This is a genomic window from Streptomyces sp. NPDC021212 (genome assembly GCF_044332925.1).
Classification (GTDB): domain Bacteria; phylum Actinomycetota; class Actinomycetes; order Streptomycetales; family Streptomycetaceae; genus Streptomyces.
In genome coordinates this window covers 244247-246621 of sequence record NZ_JBIRPZ010000014.1, presented here as the reverse complement: position 1 = coordinate 246621, position 2375 = coordinate 244247, and the positions used below count along the sequence as shown (strand labels likewise).

At 69.9% G+C, this 2375-nt stretch carries 2 protein-coding genes; both read left to right on the top strand.

The annotated features are described in order from the left end of the window. On the top strand, nt 1-774 hold a 774-nt coding region (locus ACH4SI_RS33205; RefSeq protein ID WP_398302282.1), incomplete at its 5' end, for an NADP-dependent malic enzyme. 104 nt (nt 775-878) lie between these two features. Next, nucleotides 879-2255, top strand: coding sequence for a dicarboxylate/amino acid:cation symporter (locus ACH4SI_RS33200; protein ID WP_398302280.1), 1377 nt, complete (start codon nt 879-881; stop codon nt 2253-2255). Nucleotides 2256-2375: the final 120 nt, after the last annotated feature.

Genomic DNA, 2375 nt, shown 5'->3' with positions numbered 1-2375 from the left:
TCCGCTCCCCGCTGCTTCGAGATCGAGGCGCGGCTGCGGGAGGCGGTGGACATCCCGGTCTTCCACGACGACCAGCACGGCACCGCCATCGTCGTCCTGGCCGCCCTGACCAACGCGCTGCGGGTGGTCAACAAGAAGATCGAGGACGTGCGGGTGGTGATGTCCGGCGCCGGCGCGGCGGGCACCGCGATCCTGAAGCTGCTGACCGCCGCGGGCGTGCGGCACGCGGTGGTCGCCGACATCCACGGCGTGGTCCACTCCGGCCGCCAGGACCTGGTCTCGGCCGACCCGGACTCCCCGCTGCGGTGGATCGCGGACAACACCAACCCCGAGGGTGTCACGGGCACGCTGCGGGAGGCGGTGCGGGGCGCGGATGTGTTCATCGGCGTGTCGGCCCCGAATGTGCTGTCGGGTGAGGATGTGGCGGCGATGGCGGAGGACGCGATCGTCTTCGCGCTGGCCAACCCGGACCCCGAGGTGGACCCGGCGATCGCCCGCGAGACCGCCGCGGTGGTGGCCACCGGCCGCTCGGATTTCCCGAACCAGATCAACAACGTGCTGGTCTTCCCGGGTGTCTTCCGTGGCCTCCTGGACGCCCAGTCGCGAACCGTCAACACCGACATGATGCTCGCCGCCGCGAGCGCGCTCGCGGACGTGGTCACCGAGGCCGAGCTGAACCCGAACTACATCATTCCGAGCGTCTTCAACGACAAGGTCGCGGGAGCGGTGGCCGACGCTGTCCGCGACACCGCCCGGGCGGCGGATATCGGCTGAACTCCCGCCGTGAGACGGCCAGGTCGGGCTGTCTCGACGTATTGCCGTGGCGGGTGTCGGTGGCACCTGCCGATACCAGAGCACAACCTATGGGAGCTCCACACATGCAAACAGGACACAGCACGGCGCCGCCCACCGACCGTCCCGAGAACGATCCCAGTGGGACGACCTCGTCGGCGCGCACCAAGCGCTGGTGGAAGTTGCCACTGGGCGTGCAGTCGGTGCTCGCCGTCGGCCTCGGCGCCCTGATCGGGACGCTCGCGCCGAACGTCGGTGAGCAGCTGAAGCTCCTCGGCGACATCTTCCTGAACCTGGTGCAGATGGTCGTGCTGCCCCTGGTCTTCCCGCTGATCGTGCTGGGCATCGCCCGCATGGAGTCGGTGAAGAAGGTGGGCCGGATCGCCGGCAAGGCGATCCTCTACTTCGAGATCGTCACCACGGTGATCCTCCTGATCTCGGTGGCGCTGGCCAAGTTCACCGGCATCGGCAAGGGCGCCCCGGTCGCCGAGGGTGACACCAAGAGCCTGGACACCCTGGACAAGGGCGTCGACTTCCACGAGCTGATCCTGCACTCGGTCCCGAAGAACGTCTTCGCCGCGTTCACCGAGGGCAACCTGCTCGCCGCGATCGTCTTCGCACTCTTCCTCGGCGTCGGGATGGCGGCCGTCGGCGAGAAGTCCGCGCCGTTCGCGTCGGTCCTGGAGTCCGTCTCGGCGGCCATGTTCAAGGTCGTCGGCTATGTCATCCGCGTTGCTCCCCTGGGCGTCCTCGGCTTCATCAGCTACGACGTGGCGCACTACGGATTCGGCAACCTCAAGAGCCTGGTCGGCTTCATCGCCGTGGTCTACGCGGGCCTGGCCATCGTCCTCGGCGTGATCTTCCCGATCATCGCGCTGATCTACCGCATCCGGTACGTGGACCTGCTCAAGCAGATCGGCGGACTCGTCGGGCTCGCCTTCATCACCCGCAGCTCCGAAGCGGTGCTGGCACCGCTGATGGGCAGGCTCGAAGCCTTCGGCATCAGCCGTTCGACGACCTCGTTCGTCGTCCCCCTCGGCTACTCCTTCAACTCCGACGGCTCCGTGCTCTACCAGGCCACCGCCCTGGTGTATCTCGCCCACGCCTACGGTACGGACACCTCGCTCCCGTCGCTGCTGCTCATGGTCGGCGTCCTGGTGGTGCTGTCCAAGGGGATGGCGGGCGTCACCTCGGCCTCCATCGTGGTGCTCCTCGCCGCGGGCAAGACGATGGGCATCCCGGCCGAGGGGGTCGCCCTCCTGGTCGGCGTCGACTTCATCGTCGACATGGCGCGTACAGCGGTGAACGTCGTCGGGAACGCGCTGGCCGCCGCCGTCGTGGACCGCTCGGAGGCCAAGAGGGGCGACGCCCCGCAGGACGAACCGGAAGCCGCCGCAACCGACGAAGAGGCCACGGAGCCGGCCCCGAAGGCGGAAGCCGGCGCGTCGAGCGCCTCGTCATAGAGCCATCGGCGTGCGGGGGGGGGCGGGGGCCCCCCCCGCCCCCCCCCCCCACCCCCCCCGGGGGGGGGGGGGGGCGCGCGCGCCCGGCGCCCCCCCGGGGCCCCCCCCCCCGCCGGGGCC

Coding starts and splice junctions, on each gene's coding strand:
- ACH4SI_RS33200 (WP_398302280.1), top strand. CDS start 879: ATGCAAACAGGACACAGCACGGCGCCGCCCACCGACCGTCCCGAGAAC.